Here is a 25,564-nt window from a genome sequence, read left to right on the forward strand (position 1 = left end):
ACGCAGGCGCAAGAGACGCTGCGCACGGCTTTGGCCATGGGCGCCGATCGCGCCATCCTGGTGCAGACGGATGTGGAGACGCAGTCGCTGGGCGTGGCCAAGGCGCTGAAGGCGTTGGTGGAAAAGGAACAGCCGGGCCTGGTCATCCTGGGCAAGCAGGCCATCGACGACGACGCCAACCAGACCGGCCAGATGCTGGCGGCGCTGCTGGGCTGGGCCCAGGGCACCTTCGCCAGCAAGGTCACAGCAAGCCACACATGGCTGGCTGCCGCTCTATCAGGCTAAGCGCAGGGTGGTGGAATGGCCGCAGGCAATTTTCGCCTGAACCAATACCGGCGTGATGGAAAATGGCCGTGAGGGGTAGCGGCGCCTACCAGGGAACACAATCAAACCGAGGTTTACCGCAACCGGTAAACATGGCTTGCTAAGCTTAGCCAACGGGCACCATTGGCGACAACGAAATCGGCAAGGCAGACTAGGCTAGACTATTCCACGGCTATCCGCGGGAACGCTCAAAACGGCGCCTCGAAGATCCCCGCGCCATCTGTCCGAACCGTATCCACCAGCAGGGCGCGATCGAGGTGCAGGTTCCGGGCTTCGCAGCTCGTCTCTGCGATCAGCAGGCAACCGTGGCAGGCGGCGCCATGTAGAGCGCGGTCCTCGTCCGCCTTGCCGGGCTCATGGTCGGCGCAGACCGGGTCCCCTGAGCAGAGCCGCAAGCGCTCCAGCGCGTTGGCCAGGATGTGGTGGAACCGGCGGGTCACCTCAACCAGACCGCCCAAGGTTCCTTGCATGCCGGCACTGGCGGTATAAATCAAAATCCCGGCATGCGGCTCGCCGGATGCCGGGACGGGCGGGACATAGATGCGCTCCTTCAGCGAGCTGGCCGGATAGCCGCAATCCAAGGCCACCTGGGTCATCAGCGCATGCGACAAGCTATGGGCCATGACATACTCCGGCCGGATGCGTTCCCCCAACGACCGGCGATCAAGGCTCAAGCCGCCGTCTCGCCGGATGCGCTCCCAAGTGGCGATGCCGGCCTCAAGCTCATACGCCCTGCTGAGCAAACCATCACCCAAGAGCCAATCCCGCAGAGCCTCGGGCTTGAACGTCAGAAAGAATCCTTCCCCGAACTGTTCGATGGCCGGTAGCCATGTTGGCCTGGCGGCCAACGGCGCGCCCTCCACCGCCAAGCCGACGTCTTCCAATTCATCATTGGCCATCGCCGCAGGCTCCAGGCGGGTAAAGCCATAGAGGCAGGAAACCTCACGCAGGCGGTGGACGGCCACCAGGGAGCCGATACTTTCCAATTCGAGCGCATCCGCTGGGTCCCAGATGGCCCGGTCCAGAGTTTCGGCATGCAACAGCGCGCTAGGCGCATTCTCACCAATCAGCGCCCGTCCACAGGAAAACAATTCGAATTCCGCGAGGCGTGGGTCCTTGGCATCGTCGCCACTGGCGGAGCTGGCCAATATGGTCTGAAGGCGCGCGAACACATCCTCATCATCATAGCCCTCCAGCGCGGCGCCGATGGCGGGGTTCGCGACACGGGCGATGCTGATCCAAGCGGCGTTCTGGGCCGTCCGCAGGCTAGAAAGGTGCTGTTCAATACGACGGGTCAGCTCATCCACCGCTTGCGGCAGCGAGATGACCGTGGCCACCTGGGGGAAATAGGTGTTGGTGGCGCTGCGGGTCAGAAGCCGCAAGCCTTTCGGCGCATCACACGTCACGGGATCCCGATCACCAATCCAGGGACGTTCCCCCGTGCAGTTTCCCAGACGATGGGGTTGAAACAGCTCGGCCAAGGTCAGCGACTTTTCGCAGTCGCAGACGATCTGGGTATCACGCGGGTCGGCGCTGGCGCTGGAGTCCACAAGCCACATGGCCTCGCGGCACGGCTGGCCCCGGTGCAAAATCCACCGCCAGTCGATATCCTGAAGATGCCCCTTGGTGCAGCCGGCAACGAAGCGCACCGGCGACACCTTACGCTTCTTACGATCCTCGCCGATGTATTCCTTGCGCTTCTGCGGTTCCAGGTCGCTAAACCGCACCAGCCGGCGGCGGCCTAGCTTATCGCCATCGATGGTCTCGCACACGAACCACTCTGGAAACAGCGGCGCGTCAATGGATGGCGGACGGGACGCCCTGACGTCGTTGGGGTCTATCGGCGGGGTGCGGAACGTCGGGGGCGCATCCCCCGCCAGGCGAGGGTCACCAGCCAATCGCTGTTGCAGAAGTCGGGCCAGGCGAGGCTCATCAATGGGGCGAAAGGCGTCGACGCCCGCCATGTTCCACCGGTCCAGGCTGCCCACGATGACGGAACGCTCCGGCAGGTCGATCATGGCCCCGGGGCCATAGACACCAACGACCTGGCTCATGCGGATGGTTGTGTTACCCATGTCTCTCCCCGTCAGCGCAGTTCGTTGCCGTAGCGGTCCATGACCTTCAACGGCGAAGCATGCTCCACATCACGCATGGAGCGCCCCGCCACGAAGCGTCGGGCCGCTGGCGACAATCGCGACACAAGTGGATCCAGTGGTTCATGCAACAGGGCCTTGTCACGAGGGTAACCATAGAAAAGGTCGCCGCCGTTGCCGGTCTGGTTATCCGCCGTGGCGGCCCAATCGCGAACCAAGCCGGCCACAAGGTCGCGCAGGGCGTCGCGGCCGCCGACCACCGCGTCATTGGGTGCGCGGTTGAGGATGACTTCGACGATCTGGTCATGCAGAGCGGGATTATTCAGCACCCGCGCGGCGGCCTTTTCCGGTGTGAGGTTGGGGTCGAGATGTCGCGCCGCCGCCACGACAACGGCGGCCAAGGCCCGGTCCAGGGCCCGCGCCGCCCATGGGGTCACGCTGGTTGCTTCCACCGCGCGATAGAAGCAAGCATGGAAATGCCGGAACTGCTCATGGTGCATCCGGTCCCGCGGCTTGTGGACGTTCAGCAGAACGAGTACCAGCCCGGGCCGCTCCTCCTTACGTCCAACACGGCTGGTCGCCTGGATATATTCCGACGCCGTCTTGGGTTGTCCCTGCACCAGCATCAACCCCAAGCGGCCAATATCCAGACCGACGGAGATCATATTGGTCGCCATCGAGACGTCCACGCCCTTGGGATCGGCACAGGGCAGCGCCAGCGTGTCCTTGGCGGACGCAACGTCGTCGGTGGTGACGCGGGACGTGAGTTCCAGCGGCGCTCTCAAATGGCGATCCGCAAAGGGTGCGTCCGCTGGTGACACGCGCCGGCGTTCCGTGCCGTAACTGCGCAATCGGGCCGTCACTTCGTCCTCGACGATGCGTCGGGCCCCGCCCAGTTCGCGGAGAGCGTTGAAGTAGCAAATCGCCGTTTCATAGGCGTCCGCCTCACCACCCGCTTCCGCAGCCGCGCGGGCCGCAGCCAGCAGCGTGGTCAAGGCGCGCAGGAAAATCAGCTTCGGCCCGCGCCCCGGCGATGCCAGCCCGACATAGAGACGCGCCGGCTTTTGATCCGGCCGCGCCGTGACGGCGAAAAAGCTATTCCGACGATCAGGGCCGGGCGGCGGGAACACCGCCGTACGGTGGCGATCAAACAGAAGCCGCACCTGGTCGGCGGCCCGCCGCACCGTGGCGGTGCTCGCGACGATTTTGGGACGGATGCGGCGTCCACCATGCTGCCGGGACGCCAGGTGGTCCAGCGCCACCTCATACAAGGCTGCGACGGTCCCCAGCGGGCCGCTGATCAGATGAAGCTCGTCCTGAATGATCAGGTTGGGGGGCTCCAGCTGATTGCCATTCCAGAGCCGTTTGCCCTGGCCCGGGTCCGCGGCGCCGTAGAAGCCCCAATCATCCGCCCGGTCGACATGCCCGAAGAACGCCCCGACCTGTCCCACCCAGGGCAATGCCGCGAACTTGTCGACGGTGGCGATCAGGAAGGCGGGCAGCCGGCGGTAGATGGCCTCGTCCACCGTCAGGATGGGCAGCGGCCTATCTCGTGAGAAATCGCAGGTCGTGTTGGCGCACCCGATAACCATGTTCTGGGGCGCCACATCACTGGGGACGCATCGGAAACTTCTTCTCTCAAAGGGTGCGCCACACCAAGGGCACTCTTTGATCGGCGCCGGCGCCTCCCGCCCATCCCTAATAAAGCGGCGCACCCGCGCCACCGCCGTGTCGGTCCTGCCGTCGCCGGTCTTACCCAGGCGGTTGGGTGAGGCGGCGGAGCCAACCCAAAGCCCGATCTCGATGGGCCAATCCCCCAGCAAGCGGCGGCGGCCGCCCTGCCACCCTGGTTCCCCGCGCATCAGCTCCAGCGCGCAAACCACCCCGGCGGCGCGCGTCAGCTGATCCAGCGTCAGCAGGCGCAAGGTGTAGCGCATCAGCACCGACACGCCCGCCCCGAGTACACCATCGGCTGATAGCCGGCGCCATGCGATGGTCCAGGCCGCGAGGCCCAGATAGGCCTCCGTCTTGCCACCGCCGGTAGGGAAGAACAGCAGATCCGCGATTTCCCGGTCGGCATGATCCGGCTCGGCCAAGCCACGCAGATTCAGCAGGATGAAAGCCAGTTGGAAGGGCCGCCATTTCGGCGCCCGCTGCGCCAGGGGATCGCCATGACGTCCGGCATTGCGGCGGCGGGACGCGCGCGACACCGCCTCGTTCATGGCCACGAAGGCCAGCCGCGCCCTGTCGTTGTCTTCCAATAACTGGATGCCGTCGGCGACCCGGGCCTGGGCGTCCCGCGCCGCCGTCAACAAGGCCCTGGCGGTCGCCTGGCGCCTGTCACCGACGATGGAGCGCGCAGCATCCTCCTGTTCGCCCAGCCACGCGCCATAGGCGGCCGGCAACCCGCGCAGCGCGGCCGTCAACGCCTCGGCCCCGCGCTTCGCCGCTTCGGCCATCGCCTCCATCCCAAACTCGACATCGGCGATGGCCTCGTTGGGTTCCACCCGTTCCACCTCCGCCTGGGGAAGATGGTCGGTGAACACGGCCCGGACCTTGCCATCCGCGTCCGTCCGCCAGCCGGCGGACACGCCGCGCCCAACGGCATATTCCGCCACGTCGCGGAACTGCAGATCAGCGATAGCGGCGTCGACGTCGGACGACCCGTAACCCGACAAGTCACAGCGCGGATAGAAGCCGGTCGCGCATCGCACCTCCAACCGCACCTGGAAGGCGTAGGCGACATCGGCATAGCGGCGGCGCACGGATGACCGGCGGTTGACCACCATCACCGTCAAGGCCCTCACCGGGGTCGATGACCCATCCGGCTGCTTGATCAGATAGGGGCGGGCATGCGCCTCAAGGAAGAGCCCACCGACGGGACGTTGGGCGCCGCCCGTGCCTGGCAGTGGAATGCTGGCCCCCCGTCCTTCGGGCACCGCGATGCGCAGGACCTGTTCATTAGGCACCCGGCACCACTGTACATCTGGACTGGCGCGGTCGCCGCCCGTCGCCTCGGGGGCCAGGACCTCGGGCGGTAATGGTGGTTCCGTGCGGTAATCGCCCCAGTTGAGCACCACCTCCACCTCTGTCACGCCGTCGGGGATCAGGGTGGTGAGGCCCAGCGAGGCCGGCAGGCGCCGTGGCCGGGCGGATGTCTCGTCCGGCGGGGCGTCGTCGGCGGCGCGGGCCATCCCCGTTTCAGGATCCGCCCCAAGATCATCGCCGAACAGGGGATCGCCCTCGTCCTCCTGGGCCTCCGCTTTGTCGTCATCACGGGGATCCACCGCCAAATCGGCCCGATCGTCCAGCGATGGCGCCAAAAATCCGCTGAGATACCAGCGTGATGGATTGACCTGCAAAATCTCCCGCGCCAGGTCGGGATCGGTGGGGTCAGGCCCGATCAGGTCACGCCGCAGCACCTCCACCAGGTCGTGGCGGACCGCCGCCGCATTCTTTTGCGGACCGGGGGGCGGGGCGGATGGTTGAGTGGGGGTCGCGGCGTCGGTCATGTCACACCCGCTTCGTTTCGGTCGAAAGGCTGGCCAGGGTTTCCCGGTGCCAGGCGATGGTGTAGTTGCGCCGCAGGGCGATGACCGGCCGATGGCCGACCTCATCCAACAGCGTCTCAAGCGCGATGAGCCGGCCGCCCAGGCCCAGCGCCAGGCCCAGCCGCAGGCTGGCCTTGTCCGGCCCGCACAGCACCCAAACATCCGTCCGGGTCAAGGCGTGGCACCACAGCGCCTGTTCCCCCGCGTCCAGGAAGGCGATGGACGGATGTGACAACACGGCATTAGCACGGTCGACGGCGCCAACCGCGTGGATCGCCCGGAAATCCCCGCGCAAGGCGGCTTCCTCTATGCGCTGCTCCGGCCGGCGGTTCTGCGCGCCAGTCTGGGTTTCGATGACGCAATCCTCCACCGTCTCCAAGCGGTGGCCACCCCGCAGGGCCCGCCAGCTGCCGGTCCGGTGCGCCTCCAGGATGACGTTGGTGTCCACCAGAACCAGCCGCGCCCCCATGCCCGATCCTCACAAGCCGGGATCGAAGGCGACGCCCTGCGCCGCGAACGCGTCCGCCACGTCATCCAGTGGCATGTCGAGCAGGCCGGCGACCTTTCGGGCGGAAATCAGCCCCTCATCCACCGCCTGGGTCACAAGTTCCGCGAACGGGCGGGAGAACAGCGGGGGCGCCTCCACCGCCACGGGCTTGCGGCCGTTGTTCCGCAACGCGTTCTCATCGACCGTCTTGGCCCGGCCCTTGGTCAGCATTCCAGCTGCGACCAATCGCCAACGCAGCGCTGACGCGCTCACGCCCAGCGCCTCCGCCGTGTCGTTCAGCCGGCTGACCAAGGCATCATCCGCCAAATCGGCCCAAGGGCCAAAGGGCGCGATCACGCTGCTGGGCATCAGGACGGCCGCCGCGAAGTTGTCGGCCAGTTGCTCCACCCGCCCCTTGGGCGCGGCGACGGTGTCCTCCAGGTGATCCGGCGGCATGGCGTCCCAGGTCAGGATGTGGAACAGCTCATGCGCCAGGTCATAATGGCGCCGGCCTGCCACCTCCTGCCGGTTGATCAGCACGGCATCCAATTCCGGCAGGTGGCAGGCGGCGCCCGAGACTCCCCGGATGGCGTCAACCATCAGGACCAGGATGCCCAGCCTTTCCTGCATCACCTCTGCCAGGCGGCGCGAGGGAACCGGGCCCAGGCCGAATTCCTCGGCGAACCGCTCTCCCGCGACCATGGCCTCCTCATAGGAACTGGCTTTGGTCAGGCCCAAGGCTTGGCGCAGCAGGGGCGGCCGGCGCCCCAGTTCCGTGCCCAGGGCGCGGTACAGCGCGATCAGCCGGCCGGCATGTTCCTCGTAATCGGCCAGCTTCTGGGGCGGCACGCCCGCCTGCCGCCAGGAGAAGCGACCGACACCGGCCAGCAGGAACGGGTCGGTGAAATAGGTCAGCGGCGCGGCCAGCACCTCGGCAAAGCGCACCAATTCCGACGCGGAGACGCGGCGGTCGCCATTCTCGATGGCGGACAGCGTCTGACGGTCGCTGAACCCCAATAGCTTGGTGACGCCATCTTGCGTGAAGCCCAGCGCCTCGCGCCTCACCTTGATCCGCGCCGCGATCAATCCGTCCGACATCACCCGCTCCTTTAACCGAGCCTTGCTATGGCAGAGCAAGTTGGATCACGCAAGATTTTCTTGCGAATTTTGATTTGCAAGAAAAGAGCCCGCTACTTATTCCCCATCCTCCTCCGGCGCGGGGGCCACCCCTGGGGACAAGCCGAGGGCTCGCTCCTCCGCCGCCCGGGATTGGTTCAGATCAAGCAAGCGCGCCAGAACCTCATCCCGGAAATCCGAGGGCCAAAAAAGGCGATTCTGATAACGGTCGTCTCTTTCATTTTCTTCAGACAGGAAAACTGGCTTCGCTTGTGCTGCAAGGTCGTCCCAGCCATATGAGCGCAAAACTTCCGTGTCGATGACATGATGTAAGTTCCGCATTTGGTGAATATTTGAAGTTTTCATAGCTGGGTCATGGAAATAATTATATATCTTTGTTAGACCGACGCAATATTCACTCATCAATTTAGCGCGAATATCAAAATAATTTACATCGGCATTTATAAGATTTTTTTGAAAAGTTTCAGGAAATGGAAATGTTTCAAAGCAATCCGAGGGGCCATAACGGAGGTCGCTCTTTAATGAAGACGCGAAGAATCGAGCCCACACCTCGTGAATTCGCGACTGCACGACCGCCTTAACGATATCGTTATCTATAACAATTACAGTCGTTTCTGCGCAAACATGTTCATTAGAAATAGTTGATATGGCCAAATGAGAAGACACCCGGGATAACACATGGACCTCTTCAGCACTGAGCGCCGCTGTACGTAAAGCTGGTGCCCGCTCAGCGAATTGCCACCACCGATCACGCCGCGCCGGCCGCTTGTCTTTTGCCCGTTCGGGCCTCACCAACCGTTCAACAATGTCCAACAGGTCCGGCCAATCGGCGGCAACCGGTTCGGGATAATCCAGGGGCACGATGCCCCGGCGGCGGCAGGCCGCGCGCTCGTCCCCGTTCATGGCCTCCCATTGCTTCTTCAGAACATCCCGGCGCAACGGAAAGTCGTTGAAGTCGATAGCGTAACGGCGGTGGGCATGGGTGGGACTGGTGTTCACCTCCTCCCCGCCCAGATAGGGGAAGATTCTCTCGGCGTTTCGAGGGTCTTTCTCGATCAGCCGGTGCATTTCGGCGATGGACGTCGCCTTCCCCTTGGCGGCGGCCTCGTCATCGAAGGTGAAGCCCAACCCTAAAAGATACATACCGACGAAGGCCTTGCCGCTATTCGCAGCCAAGCGCGCCGGGCTCGCGTCCAGGTCCCCCTCCACCAGATAGGCGCTGATGCGGCGCACCGGGCGACCGTCAAGATGGGGTTGGCCTTGCCTGGCCTCCCCGCCGTTTTCTCCCTTCGACACATGGACGACGGAAACGACGACGGCCGCGTCCCCCGGCCAGGGCAGGCGCCGCGTCGCGCGGGCTATGATGCCACCCTGTTTCAGGATCACGCGCAGACCCGCATCCCGGGTGTCACCTTGGCCGATGGTGTTGGTGGCGATCAGTCCGAACCGGCCGCCGGGGCGCAGCAGCGCGAAGGCACGGCGGAAAAAGTGCGCGACGATGTCGGCATTCCCATGGGCCCCCGGATGCAGGGTCTGGAGCCAATCCAGGTAATGGTCGCGGTTGCCGTTGATCAGCGTGTTCTTGCCGGCGAAGGGCGGGTTGCCGACGATGGCGTCAAAACCGCCCTGTGGCCCGGTGAAGACCTCGGGAAACTCGATCTCCCAATGAAACGGCTTTAGCGGATGGGGGCCAGACGCCAGGGCGATGCGGGCCGCCGAGGTGCGTTCCCACAGCTTGTCGGTGTTGCCACCGCCGGCCTCCATCTCCAACCCAACGCGCGCCCACTCCCGCTCCTTGGCCTTCCCGCTGGTGAAGAAGGCGGCGACGACGGCGTCCCCCAACGCCCGCGCATGGTCCAGGCGCGCCTCGATCCGCTGGTGCCGCCTCTCCTGCACCGCGCGACTGACGTCGTCGGGCGCCTGGCGAATTTCCTCGCGCCCCTCCAAAACGGCGGTCACACGTTCGGTGACCAAGCCGACCAGCAGGGCCAGGGGTGGCTGGCTGGTGTCCCAGTTCAGGGCGCTGATCTGCGCGCGGGTCAGGCCCACCAGGCTGTCGCCACTCTTCAACGCGTGATCCAGGAAGGTGAATTCATGGTCACGGGCCAGCGTCGCCAGCCACAGCGACAGGCGGGCCAGATCGGCCGCCAGCGGGTTGCGGTCCACCCCATACAAGCATCGTTGGGCGACCAGGCGCCGGGCCAGCAAATCCTCATCCTCATCCGGCGCGATGGGGGGACGGGTTCCCGGGTGCAGGGCCCATGCCGCCACCAGCCGCGCCGCCAGTTGCCGGCAGGCCTCCACCAGGAAGGCGCCTGAACCCATGGCCGGATCGCAGACCTTGAGGGCCAGAACCTCCTCCGGCGTGGCGTTGTCACCGATGCGGGCGAAGGCGGGCTCCAGCGCGTGACGGACGATGGGTCCCGTCAGGTCGCGCGGGGTGTAGTGGCTGCCGGTGCGGCGACGCTCATCCGTCGGCTGCAACAGCGGGGTGCCGGCGGGCGCGATGCCGTGGGGGCTGGCGCGGTCATCGACAATGGGGCGCAGGGCCTCCGCCAATTGGGCGGCATCGGCCGCGGCGGTCAGGGGGGTGGTGACGCGGGCGGTGAGGCCGCCACGGTCAGCCTGTTCCTTGAGATACTTTTCCCGCTCCTTCCCCTTGGTCGCGGCCAGCGCGGCCAGGTCAACGAACACCGGCGTGCGGTTGTTCTTGCCAGCCTTGATGGCCAGGGCGGGCCCAGCCATGGTCAGGACGGTGAAGCCCATCACGGTTTCATAGACGCTGCCGATCTGTTCCACGTCCAGCGTCCGATAGGACAGCTTCTCCCCATCCAGCACCAACAGCGCATCCAGCACGCGCAGGACGCAGCCATCGGTGACGGCCGGCGGGGCGGCGTGATCGCTTGCTTGCCGTCGCCCTTCCAGGAAGGGGAATGTATCGGGGTCGAACAGCTTGCCGCCCCGGCCCCGGATCCAGCCCCCGGTGGTGTCGCCGCCATGAACTAGGCGGAACAGGGCCAACAGCCGCCCCCAGGCGCCACGCCGCTCGTCCATCGTGTCAGGATGGCGCGCCTTGTCGCCCAGCAGGCGGGCGTGCAGGGTCCGCACCCCATAACCCTCATCATAAAGGGCGCGGGCGGCGGTGTCGGCGCGTGACGGGATCAAGGCCCGATCCTCCGCATAAAGCAGGAAGATCAGACGCAGAAGAACCGTCAGCAGCCCCTCATAAACATGGGCCGGCCGTTCCGCCGCCAGCCGCTCGACGCCAGCGCGGTCGGCCGCGTGCAGGCCACGCAGCAGCTCATGCAGGGCGCCCAGGACCTGCGTCGCCAGCTTGGCGGAAACCTCCGCCTGGGTGTCGCGGCTGGCCCGCAGCAACGCCGGCAGCCGCCGCTCCGTCGCGTCGGCGAACAGGCGGAAACTCTCCAGCAGAAGCTTGAGGGCGCCCAGCATGGGGCGCCCTCCGACGGTCGGCAGGGCGCGCAGGGGGAAAACCAGCCAGCCGCTGGTCTCCCCCCTGGGGGCATGGACCAGGCGCAACTCATCATCGGTGATCAACAGGCCGGTGGGCACGCCGGTCGTCCGCAAAAGACGTTCCAGGCGCTGGTGTGGTGTCGCCTCCCACCCATCCAGGGCGCCCCGGCCATCAGGGTCCACGCCCGGGCCTTCGATCCGGACCAGCATTTGCCAACCGCCGCTGGGCTCCGCCACGGCCCAGGTGGGCATCAGTGTCGTATCAGCCTCGGGCACGACGGCCGCCAGATCGTCCGGCAGCGCCGGTCCCCCCGGCGCGCCGGCAATGAAGGTGGCGCTCCACCCCAGGATATCAGCGAAGAAGGGCCAAGGGGAGGGCAGCGCGGGGCCATCCTCCGAAACCCCGATGTGTTCCGCCACAGCGTCGCTATCCGCGCGCAGCTGCTCTTCCGGGATAAGGCCATAACGCGTCAGGACGGAGGGCGCGACGACCAGGCCGGTCGGCTGCACATGGCCCAGCCACTCAAGATTGGGATCGGGGGCAGCCATTTAGTTACTCGCAGGCCAAAGGTAGAGAAGACCAACTATTTCCAGGCGGTCGGCCCGAATATCGTAGCTGGCGCGGACACGGTCTGGCTCAGTGACCAACTGCCCGTCAAGCTCCACCAGCTTGCGCCGCCAATGTTCCCGGTCCCGCCGCCGCTGGGCCGCTTCCTGATCCCCAAAAAGAGTCAACTGCGTGTCTTCCGGCGCATCCACCGCTGTCGCCACCCGACTCCGCTGTCCCGCGATCAGGGCGCGGAGGTCCTCCGCCTCCTTGATGCCGCGCTCGGTCAGGGCGGCGGCGGCCTCGCGGCGGGCGGCCTCGGCTCGTGTCCGCAATACGGGTTCAAGGTCGGCCGCGTCCTTCTCCGCCCAGGAACGGACGCGGTCAATGGCGACGGCCGGGGGCCGGCGCGGGTCGCGTAGTGCCTTTTCCACCTGGACCATCGTCGCTTCCTCGCCGCGGGTGGCGAACGGCTTCAGGGGGGTGGTTCCCCGTCCCGCCTCCGTCCACGGCGCGGTGACGGTGATCATCTCCTCGTGCAGGCGGGCAGCACCAGGTCCGTAAAGGGCCAGGCGGCCGATCAGGACCACGCGCGGCTGGGCACCGGGGCCAACCACCACGCAGGCACGCGACAATCCCGACTGAAACCCTTGGGACAGGAATCGCCCCAGCAGGCGGCGGACCAGCCGATGTTCCAGATGCAGTTGGACGACACCCTCGGCGTCCGCCCCCTCCGCCGTGATGGCGGGGCGGAAGGACAGGGCCCGCAACGGTGTGGCAGCCCGCCAATCCTTGGTTGATTTGTCCGCCCGTGTACGACGACGGGCCCGCAGCGTGTCCAACGCTTCCGGCCACCCGGCGGTCGAAAAGGCCGGGTTGCTGGCGTCCAGCTGGAACACCGGCGTCCCCCCGACGCTGCCCGTCGGCTGGCCCAATGGAACGCCTGCGCGTGACAGGGCTGTTGCGACGACGGCGCTCAGTTGCTCCGGGTCCACACCGACGCGTTCGCGCGATTGTTCCAGATGCTTGCGCAGTTCATCTATCTCGCGCGCCTGCCGGGCACGGCGACGCTGCGTGTCATCGTCCATCTCCTCATTGGCTTGATGGACCAGCGGATCATCGCCCGCCGTCTCCACCTCCTGGGCCAGGGATGGCGCCGCGACGATGCCGTTGCGGGCCAGCTTATCCGCCAGCCGGGCGGCGATGACCTGGCCGGCGGAGCCCAGTTGATCGCGGATCAACTCAGTTTTCCTGACCAGCGCCTGTAGCACCACATCCTCAGGTCGCTGGGCGTAGACGAAGTAGCGGCAGAAGACCTCCTCCGCCGGCTGCAATTTGCGATCGATACGCCCGTTGCGCTGCTCCAGCCGGGCCGGGTTCCAGGGCAGATCGAAGTGGATGAGATCGTGGCAGCGGGTTTGTAGGTTGATGCCTTCCCGCGCGGCATCGGTGCAGAGCAGGATGCGCAGGGGGTCGGTGGCGGGATCGGCGTTGAAGCGGCGCTTCAGTTCCTCACGCTCGTCCAAAGGCGTGGCGCCGGTGAAATGGGCCAGCCGATCCTCCGGCGCCAGATCATCCAGCGCCTCCATGAGCCGACGCTCCAACCACCGCCGGGTGGCCTCATACTCGGTGAAAATGACCAGGCGTCGGGTATTCCACCGGCCATTGGGCACCATCTGCGCGCGGATCCAGTTGGCCAACCAGGTGACCCGGGCATCGGGTCGTCGGGCGGCCTTCAGCGCCAAGTCCAACATCGCCTGGGCGGCGGCGAGGTCCGCCACGGGTGCAGCGAAGCTGGCGGCGGCTTCCGCCCGCCGCATCTCTTCCTTTTCCAGCACGTCATTCATGCCGGCGCCGTCCTCGGTCTCGGCTTCTTCGACTTCGGCAGCCCCGTGGACGAAAGCTGCCGCCACAGCGGCGGATGCGGTCCGGCGCTTCAGGCCATTGATATGAATGGCCAACGTGTCAGCGAAGGCCTGGGCTGACGATAGCAAGCGCTGCTGAAGTCCCACGAAAGCCAAGCGTGCCAGCCCCGCTTCCCGGGCCGGCAATGTCTCCGCCCGGGTCCTCAGCCCCTCGCCGTAAGCGGCCAGCATCCGCGGAAGCAGAAGATCGGGGGCGTCCTCCGGCAGGTCACGAAGAATGACGGGCTCCACCGTACGCTTGGGGAAGCGTTCGCCAAAATGCCGAAGGTCGGACTTGAGGCGGCGGACCATGACGGCGTCAAGCTCACGCGGGCGGACAGGGACCGCCCGCGTGAAGCGCTGTGGATCAAGGATTTCCAACAGCGACGAAAATGAGTTGCTGTGCCCGTTATGGGGGGTGGCCGACAGGAAAAGGCGATGTTCGAAACAGGCGGCCAGCCCCCGCACGGCCTTGGTGAATTGGCTGTCGACGGCATAGCGGGCCCCCGAAGCTGGCGCCGCATGATGTGCCTCATCCAGGATCAGAATCGCTTTTGACCGGAAACTGCCCAGTGCGTCCCGCAAACCGCCAGCGTAGGTATCATCGGTCAACAGCGAATGAGAGATGATGAAGAACGACCCCGCCGTCCACGGATTGGCCGCGAATCCGCGCTCCCGGCGCAGTTGGGCAAGGTGCTCGCGGTCGACAATGGTGAAGGTCAGGCCGAACTTCGCCTCAAGTTCATCCTGCCATTGCCGCACCATGCCGGCGGGTGCCGCCACCACAGCGAAATCGACCCGGCGGCGCAGCAGCATCTCCCGCAGGACCAAGCCCGCCTCAACGGTTTTGCCGGCGCCAACGTCGTCAGCGATCAGCAGGTTCACCCGAGGAAGGCGCAGGGCCTTCCACAGGGGAAGAAGCTGATAGGCGTCGAGCCGGATGCCAGCGCGGAAGGGGGCCTGAAAGAGACGCAGATCCGTCGCGGTCGCCGTGCCCCATTGCAGTGTCCGGAGGTAGGCGGAAAAGACCGCTGGATCGTCGGTGCCGGTGCGCGCCAGCGCCTCCCAGCCTTCATCACCAAGCCGTTCGGCATCTAATTCGGCCGACCAGACAATATCCGCGCGTTCGCCCTGGGCGTCGTCATCGACGCAGGCAAGGTTGAGCGTTGTTAGGCCTTCGCCCAAATCACGCTCACCTTCAACCAGCCAACGCCGCCCCCGCAACCGCACAAAGTCACCAGTCTGAACGGCCGTCATGCTTTCTTCCCAAATACCAAGGCACGCGCCGAGCGTGCCCTGGTCAGGACGTTAGCAACTTGGAGGGGGCAGCTGTCAATCAACCGTAACGGATTTGAGCTTCGGGGCTCCGATTCAGTGGGATAGCCGACAGGAACCGAGACAACAGGAAAACGGAAGCCGGATGATCATAGAACAAGGTGTATGATACCGGGCCGTACTTCCCCGCTTCGGCAGGCATCAGAAACCCTGAGTACCGCAGGCTCTGTGATAAAGGCTAGAAGCTTCGGAACGAATAGCTTGCCATGGTTTAGTATGGCTCACTACCAGAACAGCCACTTCATTGACGGCCCTGACCAGATCAACTCCATCGGATTCTCGAGCAAGCCATTTGATATGTCCGGTGGCTGCACGCGTTCCAACATATTGCAGGGCCAACGCACAAGCATCCATAACCACCTTAACGGCGGCAAAATCCAATGGAGAGCCCTCATGTGTAGCCAAAACTTCTGGAATCCAGCCACCATTGTCAGCGATCACCGTCGCCGTTACCTGATATCCTCGGTGACGCAGAACAGCTGCCGCCATCGCCGAGATTAGACTAGCGGCAGCTCGCGCCTCCATTTCTGGACCCTCTGGCTTGGCCAAACCGTGGCGCCCGATGCTGTCGTCAGCATAAAAGACGATTTGAATGGCAGTACGCTTTCCCGCAAGACGCCCGTCATTCTTTTTTTTGCTAACAGCATTATTTGACATAACCGACTCCCATTCCGCACAATTTAATGCATAAATTTATCGAAGCGAGACGAATAATTCATTTAAATATCATATATTTATGATGTATGATGTTTTTATTTTATTCCATTCGCTATTTCAAAAATGCCAAATAACTCTCGCCACGTAGATCGCTATCTATATTTTATGATAAAATTCTATCGGAAATTTACTACCGAATCTGAACCGCCATCGATTTAAATACAAGGCTAACAATCACTCAGCAGCCTGACAAATCGGCAGGAATTGCATATAGGGTAGGGACATGATTGGCGCCGGAAGTTCCACCCTTTTTCAGTCATTTCAGGATGTTGCTCCACTTGCTTCAAGGGGTTCCACTCCAGTGCCGAATCACACCCATTCATTGTATATACCTTATCAATGAGCGAATAAATGGTCTAGCGGCACCGGAAACTTCACGCGCTCCACCACCAGCTTGGCCTCCACCGGCGCAAGGTCCCGCCCATAGCCCGCGCCGACGGACTTGCCCTCGTGGCCGAAGACCTTGTCGGCGAGTTCTTCATGAAGATCTGCGGCGCGCAGCGCCTGGCGGAAACTATGGCGGAGCGAGTAGGTCACCAGCCCCGGTGCCTTCAGGCCAATATTGACCAAGTAGCGATTAGACCATTTGCTCCAATCATCAGAGGCTTCCGGCCCTTGGACCATGCCCCGCCCGCGCCGTTGCTGTTCGGCCGCCCATTGCCGCAGTCCCATTCGCCAGAGGTCTGGCAGCACGGGAATGAGCCGCGGCCCGGCGGCGGTCTTTGACGCGTGCCGCAGGTCGAAGCACTCCACGTCCCCCAACTTCACGAATTGGGCGGGTAGTTCGGCAATCTCCTCCGTCCTGGCACCGGTCAACGCGGCGAGGGCGAAGAACCAGAAGGGCTCGTCGCGATAATGGAGGGTGCCGGGTTGAGCCCGCTTGCTGGTGGAAAGGAAGCCCGTGAACAGCGGACTGTCGAAAAGCTTTGTCAGTTCCGTGGCTGAGAAAGCCCGCCGCTTGTCGCGGTCCATACGTTCCTGCCGGTTCTCCGCTCGGGGTTGAACGCCATCCGCGGGGTTGCCTGTCGGCAGATGGCCCGCCGATACGGTCCACGCCAGGTAACCGCGCAGGTGGCCCAGCAGCTTGACGATGCTGTCCCGCGCCATCGTTTCCCGTCCCGCCCGTTTGATGGGCCGGTCTCGCAGGTGATCGCAGAACTGCTTGACGTCGGCTTTGGTGATCTCGCTCAGCAGCTTGTCCGGGAACAATCCTCCGAAGGCACGGAACGCCTGCCCGTAGCTGGCCCGCGTCGCGTCCCCCAAGTCCGGCTTATCCCGATAGAAAGCCTCGAGATAGGCATCCCAGGGAACGTTGGCGGCAGCGGAAGCGACGCCCGCCTCGGGCTGAAGCACCGCTTGCTGCGTGGCAGACGTGCTGATGGATATTGCGGCCTTCAGCTCGCGCATCTCGGCCATCCCCTCCCGGAACATGGCCATGAATTCAGCGCGCGTAGCGGCCTCCGCGTCAGCAACCGAGGCGGCATGGCTTCGGTCGGTGGCGACGTCCTGCATCTGACTCAGCATGGTGTGCTGCCGCCGTGCGAGTTGGGTGGCCCTCCGAACGGTCTCCAAGCCCCACATCGCATTGGCGAGTCGCTGGGTTTGCACAGCCTGCTCTTGCGCCTCCACCTCCAGACGGCGGGCCTCCAGGACGGTCCGCTGGCCGGCGAGATCCAAAGCGTCGAGGAACCGGGCTTGGTCCTGCGTCGGCAGGCCCTGAATTTGTTCAGGCGTGACCTGGAAGATTTCTTCGTCGGTCAGTTCGCTGATCGGCTTGCCCAGCACCGTCGCCGCGATCATTCGTCGTGCCTCGCCCCATTGACGATGTACGACCGCCAGAAGCTGGGCCGCTTCCGCCCTGGCCTTCCGGGGGTCCGCCGTCCGCAATGTCCGCGTGATGTGCGTTCGGCCGCTCAAGGCAGCGATATCGGCAGGCGCGCGGACCCGCAAGTAGAGTCTGCGACGACGTTGGATGATGTATGGAATGAGGGTCACAGCCAGCGCCTCCGCGTGTATCACATACGTGTGTCACACGGCTTTGGCGAAAGGCGAAATCTAGAGCCAAATCAAGCCCTTAGGCTAAATTTGGCGTCCCCTACGGGATTCGAACCCGTGTCGCCGCCGTGAAAGGGCGGTGTCCTAGGCCTCTAGACGAAGGGGACAGCGGGGTGGATACATAATGATCCGGCCCCGATAAGGCAAGCGGATAAAAAGCCCCGCCCACCGGTTTTCGCGCATAGGGGGTCTGCCTGTTAGCGCGGCCGGATCGGGCGGGAAAACGGTGATGGTTCCTGGTCAGCGGAAGCGTTCGATGGCGCGTTCCGCCTTCAGGATCAGGTCCAGCATGGGTTCGGTCTTGGGCATGGAGCGCAAGACCTTCTCCAGCGCCTGCAGCTGGGCGGAGACGGCCTTGTTCTTGCCGCGCGCCCGCAGATATTCGAAACGGAAGTTGATGGCTGTCTGGAAGGTGGCCTCCAAATCCGCTTCCTTGGCACGGATGGATCGGTCGAAGCCTTCCTTTTCCGCCACTTTCCGGCAGGCGGTGAACAGGGTCGCGGCGGCCTGGGCCACCGACACCTCGTCATCCGAGGGGCTGTGGGCCATGTCGGGCACCAGCCGCACCTCCAGCTTCTCGCGCACCTCCCTCTGGGGCAGCACCAGGGCCGCGTCGCGAACCGCCACGCTGGCGAACTGGTCGGCCGCCTGGGTCACCTTCTGCCGGGCCTCGACCATCATGGTCTCCCATCCGGCGTTGCCGAACTCCTTCACCTCTTCAGCCATGCCCTGCACCATGGCCCCGGCGTCGGAAATGAGGCGGGCGCAGGTCATCAGCCAGACCCGCCGGGTCATGCCCCGGTCGCCTGCCGCCGTGCGCCCGATTTCCGCCAGGGTACGGGTAAGGTCGCCGAACAGCTTGGCCGGAATCATCTGCAGGCCGGCACTGTCGCCACCGGCACGCAGCAGATCGGCCGACAAGAGGCGCACCAGGCGCAGCGACTGCCACGGCTGGGCCAGCAGGCGCAGCAGGCCATGGAAGTAATAGTCGACCACCTCACGGTCGGCAGCATGCAGGTGCATGTAGCCGTTCTTGGCGATGACCGTGCCCTGGGGATTGAAGTCATGCACCCTGCCGTCCGCCGTACGCGGACACACCGCACGGATCTGGTCGAACCAGGGGGTCAGCAGCGGATCCAGGCCCAGGATGCGTGCGATTTCGGCCGCGTCTTCAAATGCGCGCGCGCTGCCCAGCAACACCTCCAGCTCGCGCTTGCGCACGGCGGACTGCGCCGCCTCCGCCAACAGGGTGGTGGTGGCCTCAGCCGCGATGCTGCGGCCGAACTGGACGACGGCATCGATTTCGTCCTGCCGTTCCGACGCCACGGCGTTGCGATATTCCGCCGTCGCCGCCGCCAGGCGCGGCCGGTAGGATGACCCCATGAGCAGACGCCACCAGGGCGCCAGGCTGGACCGGGCCACCACCGCCCGCCGCACGCCGCCCACGGAGTCGGCGTCGATCAGGTAGGGTTCGAGGCAAACGCACAGCGCCCGCTGGAAGGTAGGCACGCGCACGGGCCGCAGGCTGCGCAGCATGGGCCGCAAACAGGTCAGGATCTGTTCGTCGGAGGCGGCGCCCGTCTCGGTCGCGCGCGCCTTCTCAACGGCGGCGGCGACACGGACCAGCGACCCCTCGTCCAGGGTGCGGAAGTGGGATTCCAAGCGGCTGAGGCTCGATTCCGGCGCGGCGTCAGCCGGGGCTTCCGGCGCGGCCGCAACCACCCGTTTCGTTCCAGGCTGTCCCGACATCAATACCCCCTCATCCCCCCCGGATGTCCTCGTCGGCTGCCCGGGCGGAGCCTTGGAACCTTCCCGCGTTGTAATGACCAGCCCTTTGATTTTTATGGTCGACGGCCATTCAACGTCCCGCCGAGAGTAACGGCGGGACAGAATGAGACCTTACCCGTAAGGATCGTTTAATGCAGCGTCGCTGTCAATCCAGTCCCGCCCACAATTGGAAAATGATCAACCCGTGACAGCCCGGTTACCGCCAAGCATAAAGAGACGCTGGCGGGCATTGGTACTTCGCACACGATAGAATAATCAGATCAATAATTTGAATAATCCCGGCAGTGAAGATAGGATCATAGGATGGCGATTCCGGGCGGACGGAAAGATAGTTTTGGTTAAACTGCCATGCACGGCGGCATTAAGCCGACGGCGCGCGGGCATAAGCGCGGCTGACACCTGGTATCAACACCGTAACGTCAGCGAACATACATCCGATGGAGGCGGGAAATAGGGAAATCATCGCCCCCGCAGCCCTGGTAGGGACCCGTGACGGTTTTCTTACTTTCGTACAGTGGCCACCCAGCGCAAATGCGCCGCGCCACCCTATTCAACCGGGATAAATGTCGCCAGCTTCACGATGCACCCGGCAAAGCGGCGTCATCAATGGTCAGCTGCACGCCCTCCGCCCCGTTCCACCGGTCGGCGCGCAGGGTGCCGGCCAGATGCATGGGCCGACCGCCATGGTTCAGCAGGGCGGGGCCCAGATCCTCATCCATGGCCCGGAAGGCGATGGCCTTCAGGCGGGCGCCATCGACGGAGGACAGGATGCAGCGCACATGGTTACCGCCCACCACGTCGGCCCGCACGATGCGCGCGTCGGCCACGGCCAGGCGCGGTTCGGAGTTGCCGGTGCCGAAGGGGCCCAGGCGGGTGATGTGGCCCAACAGGTCGACGGAAGCGCCGCGCACCGATACCACGCCGTCCAGGTGCAAGGTGGGCACGAGCGGGCCCTGCCCCGCTGTCTGCTGCGCGATGCGCTCCGCCAGGAAGGCGCGCAGGTCGGCCAGCCTGTCCTCCGCCACGGTGAATCCCGCCGCCATGGCGTGGCCGCCGCCGGCCATCAGCAGGCCGGCCTGACGGGCGGCGATGACGGCCGAGCCCAAGTCGATGCCCCGGACCGAGCGGCCCGAGGCCTTGCCGATGCCGCCCTCCAGCGCCACCACGCAGGCCGGCACGCCATAGCGCTCCTTGAGGCGGGAGGCGACGATGCCGATGACGCCGGGATGCCAGCCGGCCCCGGCGATCACCAGCGCCCCGGCAGCAAGCGGATCGGTGGCGGCCGGCGCCTCCACCAAGGCGATGGCCTCCTCCAGCACCAGGGCCTCGATGGCCCGGCGCTCGGCGTTCAGGGTGTGCAATTGGGCCGCCAGGTCCCGCGCCTCCACCGGGTCCTCGGTGGACAGCAGACGGGTGCCGAGGTCGGCGCGGCCCACCCGGCCGCCGGCATTGACGCGCGGCCCCAGGATGTAGCCGGCGTGGTAGGCGTCCATGCGTTCATTGATGCCGGCGACATCGGCCAGGGCGGCCAGACCCACGTTGTTGCGACGGCTCATCACCTTCAGGCCCTGCGCCACCAGCGCGCGGTTCAGCCCTACCAGGGGCACCACGTCGCAGACGGTGCCCAGCGCCACCAGGTCCAGCCAGCCCATCAGGTCCGGCTCCGCCTGGTTGGCGTACCAGCCGGTGGCGCGCAGGACCCGGTTGACCGCCACCACCAGCAGGAAGCTGACGCCCACTGCCGCCAGGGTGCCCAGGCGGTCGGTCATGGTCTCGTCGAGACGGTTGGGGTTCACCACCGCCCGGGCGGTGGGCAGGGCCGGTTCCGCCTTGTGATGGTCGACGACGATGACCTCCAGCCCCGCCTGCGCGGCGGCGGCCAGGGGCTCGAACGAAGTCACGCCGCAATCGACCGTGATGACCAAGTCCACCCCCGCCTCGCGCAGGCGCAGCAGCGCCGGGGCGTTGGGGCCGTAACCTTCGTTGATGCGGTCGGGAATATAGGCCTGGATGTCGGCGCCCACGGCGCGGAAGAAGCGCACCAGCAGGGCGGAGGAGGTGGCGCCGTCGACGTCGTAATCGCCAAAGACGGCCAAGCGCCGGCCGCGCCGCACGGCGTCGGCCAGATGCTCCGCCGCCGCCTGCATGTCCAGCAGGGCGTGTGGATCAGGCAGGAAGCGTTTCAGCGTGGGGCCCAGGAAATCCTCGGCCTGGTCCAGGTCGACACCACGCGCCGCCAGGACTCGTCCCACCAGTTCCGGCAGGCCGCCGCGCTGGGCGTGAGCTAGGGCCAGCCGCTCGTCATGCGGCCGGGCCAGCCAGCGCCGGCCAGTGGCGGACCGCGAGACCCCTAGCAGGGGACGAGGCTCGCCGCCGGAAACATCCCCCGACGGCGAGCCCACAAACGTTAAGTTATTTTGCATCCGGAACGAAACTGGTCTTGGTGCGGAGATTGTGGTGCGCCTCAACATAGCGCACCGTGCCGCTCTTCGACCGCATAATCACCGAGTGGGTGTAGGCACCGCCCGGATAACGGCGCACGCCGCGCAACATGGTGCCGGTGGTGACGCCCGTGGCGGCGAACATGACGTTGCCGCTGGCCAGATCCGTCAGGCCGTACTTGCGGTCCAGGTCGGTGACGCCCCAGCGCTTGGCACGGGCACGTTCATCGTCGTTGCGGAACAACAGGCGGCCCTGCATCTGGCCGCCGATGCAGCGCAGGGCGGCCGCGGCCAGCACGCCTTCGGGCGCACCACCGGAACCGACATACAAATCGATGCCGCTGTCGGGCTGCGCGGTGGAGATGACCCCGGACACGTCGCCGTCGCCGATCAGCATGATGCGGGCGCCGGCGGCGCGCACGCGGGCGATCAGCTCACGGTGACGGGGGCGGTCCAGGATGCAGACCACCAGCTCCTCCACCGTGGCATGCTTGGCCAGGGCCAGGTTCTTCAGGTTGGTCTCGATCTTCTCATCGATATCGACCACGCCCTCGGGCAGGCCCGCACCCACGGCGATCTTGTCCATGTAAACGTCGGGCGCGTTCAGGAAGCCGCCCGATTCCGCCATGGCGATGACCGCCAGGGCGTTGGGGCCGCCGGTGGCGGTGATGGTGGTGCCCTCCAGCGGGTCCAGCGCGATGTCGATCTTGGGGCCATGGCCGCTGCCCACCTTCTCACCGATGTACAGCATCGGCGCCTCGTCGCGTTCACCCTCGCCGATCACCACGGTGCCGTCGATGGCCAGGCTGTTCAGGGCCTTGCGCATGGCGTCCACCGCGGCCTGGTCGGCGGCCTTCTCATCACCGCGGCCCATCAGCAGCGACGCGGACAAGGCGGCCGCCTCGGTCACGCGCACCGCTTCCAGGGCCAGGTTGCGGTCCATAACCAGGCTGATGTCGCCCTTCGGATCGACGGGCGCCTCAATAGCCTTGCTCATAGTCATCTTCCCCCGAGTCTGTGTTCCGTCGGCCCCCTTATTATAAGGCGGGGGTCCGTGACGGTGGTGTGTCAATAATCCTCGATACGGATCATCCGCGGGGTTTCCTGAACCGCGTCCAGTCCGCCTATGACGGTCAGGGCGCGCAACATGGCCACTTCTTCCGTATCGTGGGTGGTCAGCACCACCGGAACAGCCTCACCCGGCGCCCGCCCCCGCTGCAGGAACGACTCCATGGAGACGTTCTGGTCGCGCAGGGCCGCGGCGACGTCGGCGATGACGCCCGGACGGTCGACCACCATGAGGCGCACATAATACCGTCCGCGCCGCGCCGACAAGGGGGCAGGAGTCAGGGGTGCCAGTTGGCCGGCGGGTACGGCGAAGGTGGGGGTGCGGCGGCCGATGGCGATATCCACCAGATCGGCGACCACGGCGGAAGCGGTAGGTCCGGCCCCGGCCCCCCGGCCCACCAGCGCCACCTTGTCGGCGAAGTCGCTGTCGGCGACCACGGCGTTGAATACGCCATCGGTGGCGGCGATGAGGGACCCCACCGGCACCATGCAGGGGTTCACCCGCTGTTCGATGCCATTCTCCGTGCGGCGGGCGATGCCCAGCAGCTTGATGCGATAGCCCAGCTGCCCGGCGTAGTCGATGTCCAGCGCGGAGATGTGCCGGATGCCCTCGACATGCACGTTGGCGAAGTCCACCCGCGTGCCGAAGGCGACGGAGGTCAGGATGGCCAGCTTGTGCGCCGCGTCCACGCCATCGATGTCGAAGCTGGGATCGGCCTCGGCATACCCCTTGGCCTGGGCCTCGGCCAGGACGTCGCCGAAGTCGCGGCCCGTGGTCCGCATCTCGGTCAGGATGTAGTTGCAGGTACCGTTCAGGATGCCGTGCACCTCGCGCACCTGGTTGGCGGCCAGGCCTTCGCGCAGGCCCTTGATGACGGGGATGCCGCCGGCCACCGCCGCCTCGAACGCCAGGGTCAGCCCCTGGGCCTCGGCTTGGGTGGCCAGCGCCGTGCCGTGGTGGGCCAGCAGCGCCTTGTTGGCGGTGACCACATGCTTGCCATGGGCCAGCGCCGTCTCGACGGTGCGGGCGGCGATACCGTCCGACCCGCCGATCAATTCCACCACCACGTCGACCTGATCGTCCGACGCCAGATCGACGGCGTTGTCGTACCAGCGCACGGACGACAGATCGACGCCCCGGTCACGGGTGCGGTCGCGGGCGCTGACGGCGGTGACCACCATCGGCCGGCCAACGCGCCGGGCCAGCAGGTCGCCTTGGGTGGCGAGCAGCTTCAGGACCCCGGCGCCGACAGTGCCAAGACCCGCGATGCCCACGCGCAGCGGTGCCGTACCCATGCCTTCCCCCTTATCGACCGCAACCATTAGACTTAGACCACTTTTTTGGAGGCAGCGTCGCCACCGTTGCCGGTCCGGTGCAGGAAGCCCCGGATGTTGCGGCAGGCCTGGCGGATCCGCTGAACGTTTTCCACCAGACCAAAGCGCACATGCTCGTCGCCATACTCGCCGAAGCCGATGCCGGGGGAGACGGCGACCTGCGCCTCCTGCAGCAGCAGCTTGGAGAATTCCAGCGAGCCCATGGCGCGGAAGGGCTCGGGGATGCGGGCCCAGACGAACATGGTGGCGGCCGGCGGCGGCACGTCCCAGCCGGCAGCCGCCAGGCCGTCGATCAGCGCGTCGCGGCGCGCCTTGTACATCTGGCGGATTTCCTCCACACAGTCCTGCGGCCCGTTCAGCGCGGCGGTGGCCGCCACCTGGATGGGGGTGAAGGCGCCATAATCGACGTAGGACTTGAACTTGGCCAGTGCGCCGATGAGCTTCTTGGAACCCACGCCGAAGCCCACGCGCCAGCCCGGCATGTTGTAGGTCTTGCTGAGGCTGTTGAATTCCACCGTGATGTCGCGCGCCTCGGGGATCTGCAGGATGGACGGCGGCGGGTTGTCGTCGAAATAGATCTCCGCGTACGCGATGTCCGACAGGATATAGATGCCGTGCTTCAGGCACAGCTCCACGATCGGGCGGTAGAAGTCCAGCGTAACCGTCTGCGTCGTCGGGTTGGCCGGGAAGCTGACGATGACGGCGATGGGCTTGGGCACCGAGTGGCGGATGGCGCGTTCCAGCGTCTCCACGAAATTGTCCACGCCCTCCACCACCGGGATGTGCCGCAGGGCGGCACCCGCCAGCATGAAACCGAAGGGGTGGATGGGGTATGAGGGGTTCGGCACCAGGATGACGTCGCCCGGGCTGGTGATGGCCTGGGCCAGGTTGGCCAGCCCTTCCTTGGAGCCGATGGTGACGCAGGCCTCCGTCTCCGGGTCGATGTCGACGTCGAATCGGCGCTTGTAGTAGGCGGAAATCGCCTTGCGCAGGCCGGGGATGCCGCGGGACATGGAATAGCGGTGCGTCTTGGGATTGCGCACGGCCTCCACCAGCTTTTCCACGATGTGGGGCGGGGTGGGCTGGTCGGGGTTGCCCATGCCGAGGTCGATGATGTCCTCACCGGCCGCGCGAGCTCGCGCCTTCATCGCGTTCACTTCGGCGAACACATAGGGCGGCAGGCGCTTAATGCGGTGGAACTCTTCGTTCATGGGACGGTCTGCACCGATTTCAGGGTGGATGGGAGGCATGGTGGCCGATGGGTTTGTATCGTCCCGGCCGAAGCCGGGCGACAGCAATTTCCACAGG

At 65.5% G+C, this 25,564-nt stretch carries 13 protein-coding genes, 1 tRNA gene and 2 pseudogenes; 1 reads left to right on the forward strand and 15 read right to left on the reverse strand.

Annotated elements, in window-relative coordinates; translation table 11 throughout:
- Positions 1 to 249 (forward strand): annotated as a pseudogene (locus P5F91_RS27865) (adenine nucleotide alpha hydrolase family protein); the annotation flags it as partial.
- 263 nt (positions 250 to 512) lie between these two features.
- On the opposite strand, the gene drmB reads toward P5F91_RS27865, so the two are convergent.
- The 15 genes and pseudogenes from drmB to P5F91_RS27935 form a co-directional block, all read right to left on the reverse strand.
- Positions 513 to 2,399, reverse strand: a complete 1,887-nt coding sequence (gene drmB / locus P5F91_RS27870; protein WP_277908861.1) for a DUF1998 domain-containing protein — start codon at positions 2,397 to 2,399, stop codon at positions 513 to 515.
- Positions 2,400 to 2,410: 11 nt separating this feature from the next.
- Positions 2,411 to 5,929 (reverse strand): DISARM system helicase DrmA, encoded by a 3,519-nt coding sequence (drmA, locus tag P5F91_RS27875; protein ID WP_277908862.1) that lies wholly within the window; start codon positions 5,927 to 5,929, stop codon positions 2,411 to 2,413.
- 1 nt (position 5,930) lies between these two features.
- Positions 5,931 to 6,437 carry a hypothetical protein gene (locus P5F91_RS27880; RefSeq protein WP_277908863.1) on the reverse strand — a complete coding sequence of 169 codons (507 nt, stop codon included), beginning with the start codon at positions 6,435 to 6,437 and terminating at the stop codon, positions 5,931 to 5,933.
- 9 nt (positions 6,438 to 6,446) lie between these two features.
- On the reverse strand, positions 6,447 to 7,553 hold the full coding sequence (locus tag P5F91_RS27885; RefSeq protein ID WP_277908864.1) for a helix-turn-helix domain-containing protein: 1,107 nt from the start codon (positions 7,551 to 7,553) through the stop codon (positions 6,447 to 6,449).
- Positions 7,554 to 7,649: 96 nt separating this feature from the next.
- Entirely contained in the window at positions 7,650 to 11,615 is a 3,966-nt protein-coding gene (locus P5F91_RS27890) for an Eco57I restriction-modification methylase domain-containing protein (RefSeq protein WP_277908865.1), read from the reverse strand.
- A complete protein-coding gene (drmD, locus tag P5F91_RS27895) occupies positions 11,616 to 14,774 on the reverse strand; it encodes a DISARM system SNF2-like helicase DrmD (RefSeq protein WP_277908866.1) in 3,159 nt (1,052 codons plus the stop codon).
- A gap of 219 nt (positions 14,775 to 14,993) precedes the next feature.
- Complete coding sequence (locus P5F91_RS27900; RefSeq protein WP_277908868.1) at positions 14,994 to 15,509, reverse strand: hypothetical protein; 516 nt, start codon at positions 15,507 to 15,509, stop codon at positions 14,994 to 14,996.
- Positions 15,510 to 15,905: 396 nt separating this feature from the next.
- Positions 15,906 to 17,369, reverse strand: coding sequence for a site-specific integrase (locus P5F91_RS27905; protein WP_277908869.1), 1,464 nt, complete (start codon positions 17,367 to 17,369; stop codon positions 15,906 to 15,908).
- A 12-nt stretch (positions 17,370 to 17,381) separates the two neighbouring features.
- Positions 17,382 to 17,588 (reverse strand): annotated as a pseudogene (locus P5F91_RS29945) (DUF6538 domain-containing protein); the annotation flags it as partial.
- Positions 17,589 to 17,655: 67 nt separating this feature from the next.
- A tRNA-Glu gene (locus P5F91_RS27910) sits at positions 17,656 to 17,731 on the reverse strand.
- A 133-nt stretch (positions 17,732 to 17,864) separates the two neighbouring features.
- Positions 17,865 to 19,373, reverse strand: a complete 1,509-nt coding sequence (locus tag P5F91_RS27915; protein ID WP_145609005.1) for a hypothetical protein — start codon at positions 19,371 to 19,373, stop codon at positions 17,865 to 17,867.
- A 614-nt stretch (positions 19,374 to 19,987) separates the two neighbouring features.
- Positions 19,988 to 21,835 carry a single-stranded-DNA-specific exonuclease RecJ gene (gene recJ, locus P5F91_RS27920; RefSeq protein WP_277908870.1) on the reverse strand — a complete coding sequence of 616 codons (1,848 nt, stop codon included), beginning with the start codon at positions 21,833 to 21,835 and terminating at the stop codon, positions 19,988 to 19,990.
- Positions 21,825 to 22,796, reverse strand: a complete 972-nt coding sequence (gene glpX, locus P5F91_RS27925; protein ID WP_145609109.1) for a class II fructose-bisphosphatase — start codon at positions 22,794 to 22,796, stop codon at positions 21,825 to 21,827. Before glpX ends, recJ begins: the two co-directional genes overlap by 11 nt.
- Before the next feature lie 125 nt (positions 22,797 to 22,921).
- The gene (locus P5F91_RS27930; RefSeq protein WP_145609003.1) at positions 22,922 to 24,217 is read right to left on the reverse strand and encodes a homoserine dehydrogenase; all 1,296 of its coding nucleotides are present in this window, start codon (positions 24,215 to 24,217) and stop codon (positions 22,922 to 22,924) included.
- Between the two features lie 32 nt (positions 24,218 to 24,249).
- Positions 24,250 to 25,467 carry an LL-diaminopimelate aminotransferase gene (locus P5F91_RS27935; protein ID WP_277908873.1) on the reverse strand — a complete coding sequence of 406 codons (1,218 nt, stop codon included), beginning with the start codon at positions 25,465 to 25,467 and terminating at the stop codon, positions 24,250 to 24,252.
- Positions 25,468 to 25,564: the final 97 nt, after the last annotated feature.

Source organism: Nitrospirillum amazonense (assembly GCF_029594735.1).
In the GTDB taxonomy this organism is placed as follows: Bacteria; Pseudomonadota; Alphaproteobacteria; order Azospirillales; family Azospirillaceae; genus Nitrospirillum; species Nitrospirillum amazonense.

Bases quoted from the DNA above. Each gene is read 5' to 3' on its own strand.
- drmB (WP_277908861.1), bottom strand. From the start codon at position 2,399: ATGGGTAACACAACCATCCGCATGAGCCAGGTCGTTGGTGTCTATGGC.
- drmA (WP_277908862.1), bottom strand. From the start codon at position 5,929: ATGACCGACGCCGCGACCCCCACTCAACCATCCGCCCCGCCCCCCGGT.
- P5F91_RS27880 (WP_277908863.1), bottom strand. From the start codon at position 6,437: ATGGGGGCGCGGCTGGTTCTGGTGGACACCAACGTCATCCTGGAGGCG.
- P5F91_RS27885 (WP_277908864.1), bottom strand. From the start codon at position 7,553: ATGTCGGACGGATTGATCGCGGCGCGGATCAAGGTGAGGCGCGAGGCG.
- P5F91_RS27890 (WP_277908865.1), bottom strand. From the start codon at position 11,615: ATGGCTGCCCCCGATCCCAATCTTGAGTGGCTGGGCCATGTGCAGCCG.
- drmD (WP_277908866.1), bottom strand. From the start codon at position 14,774: ATGACGGCCGTTCAGACTGGTGACTTTGTGCGGTTGCGGGGGCGGCGT.
- P5F91_RS27900 (WP_277908868.1), bottom strand. From the start codon at position 15,509: ATGTCAAATAATGCTGTTAGCAAAAAAAAGAATGACGGGCGTCTTGCG.
- P5F91_RS27905 (WP_277908869.1), bottom strand. From the start codon at position 17,369: ATGATCGCGGCGACGGTGCTGGGCAAGCCGATCAGCGAACTGACCGAC.
- P5F91_RS27915 (WP_145609005.1), bottom strand. From the start codon at position 19,373: ATGTCGGGACAGCCTGGAACGAAACGGGTGGTTGCGGCCGCGCCGGAA.
- recJ (WP_277908870.1), bottom strand. From the start codon at position 21,835: ATGCAAAATAACTTAACGTTTGTGGGCTCGCCGTCGGGGGATGTTTCC.
- glpX (WP_145609109.1), bottom strand. From the start codon at position 22,796: ATGGACCGCAACCTGGCCCTGGAAGCGGTGCGCGTGACCGAGGCGGCC.
- P5F91_RS27930 (WP_145609003.1), bottom strand. From the start codon at position 24,217: ATGGGTACGGCACCGCTGCGCGTGGGCATCGCGGGTCTTGGCACTGTC.
- P5F91_RS27935 (WP_277908873.1), bottom strand. From the start codon at position 25,467: ATGAACGAAGAGTTCCACCGCATTAAGCGCCTGCCGCCCTATGTGTTC.